Origin of the sequence: Alloprevotella sp. OH1205_COT-284 (assembly GCF_003859795.1) — a bacterium.
GTDB lineage: Bacteria > Bacteroidota > Bacteroidia > Bacteroidales > Bacteroidaceae > Alloprevotella.
Map to the genome: position 1 here is coordinate 1 of NZ_RQYI01000065.1, position 760 is coordinate 760.

1 protein-coding gene and 1 pseudogene are annotated in these 760 nt (G+C 37.0%); both read left to right on the forward strand.

Going from position 1 to position 760, the window contains the following annotated elements:
• Positions 1-118 precede the first annotated feature (118 nt).
• Complete coding sequence (locus EII14_RS09055; RefSeq protein ID WP_124932192.1) at positions 119-538, forward strand: hypothetical protein; 420 nt, start codon at positions 119-121, stop codon at positions 536-538.
• A gap of 98 nt (positions 539-636) precedes the next feature.
• Positions 637-760 (forward strand): annotated as a pseudogene (locus EII14_RS09060) (AraC family transcriptional regulator); the annotation flags it as partial.

A 760-nucleotide genomic window follows, 5' to 3' on the forward strand; every position in this document is an offset into this window, starting at 1 on the left:
GAAGCCCTCTGTACCAAAACCTAATGAGGACGAGGACTCAGGTCTGGGAATTTAATCAATCCTGCGGAGCGATTGCCTCTATCGGCAGTCGCTCCGCATTAAATAACATCATTACAATATGAAGAAAATAATTGCACTTTACAGACGTGCCAAGACAGGCAAAACCTCTATACTTAACCTTCTGATAGAGTTTTTGGATAAGAACAAAAAAGTAGAAGAAAATCATTTGACCGAAGACAGAAGAGTATCTATATTTTATGGTAATAAGAAAATTGCCATAACAACTTGGGGAGATAACGGATTTGAACTTAAAGAAAATATCAAATACTTTGAGGAAGAAGATTGTGATATTCTTGTCACTGCAACAAGAACTCGAGGCGAAACAACTGAAATCCTGAATGATTATGCCAAAGAAATCAATACAAAGATTGTGTGGATTGAAAAAAACATTTCTGCATCATTGGAGGAATTGATAAATCAGACTCAAGCAAAAGATATCCAAGCTGTCATTGATTCCTTAATTGATGACGACCATTAAAACAGTTCTTGCTAAACAAAGCAGGTAGGAGAATTAATAGACTTGATAGTTTTTCTACCTGCTGTCTAAATGCAAATTTTCAGAGTATAGAAAAACAAATGACCATAGAATTTTGTGCTATCAACAAGCCTAAAGATTGGATGGAGATGGTTGCCGAGCAATTCGGCACATCTGTAACGAATAACGGTTTTACCGTTCCGCCTTCGGTGGGTAACGGCTTTT

Bases quoted from the DNA above. Each gene is read 5' to 3' on its own strand.
- EII14_RS09055 (WP_124932192.1), top strand. From the start codon at position 119: ATGAAGAAAATAATTGCACTTTACAGACGTGCCAAGACAGGCAAAACC.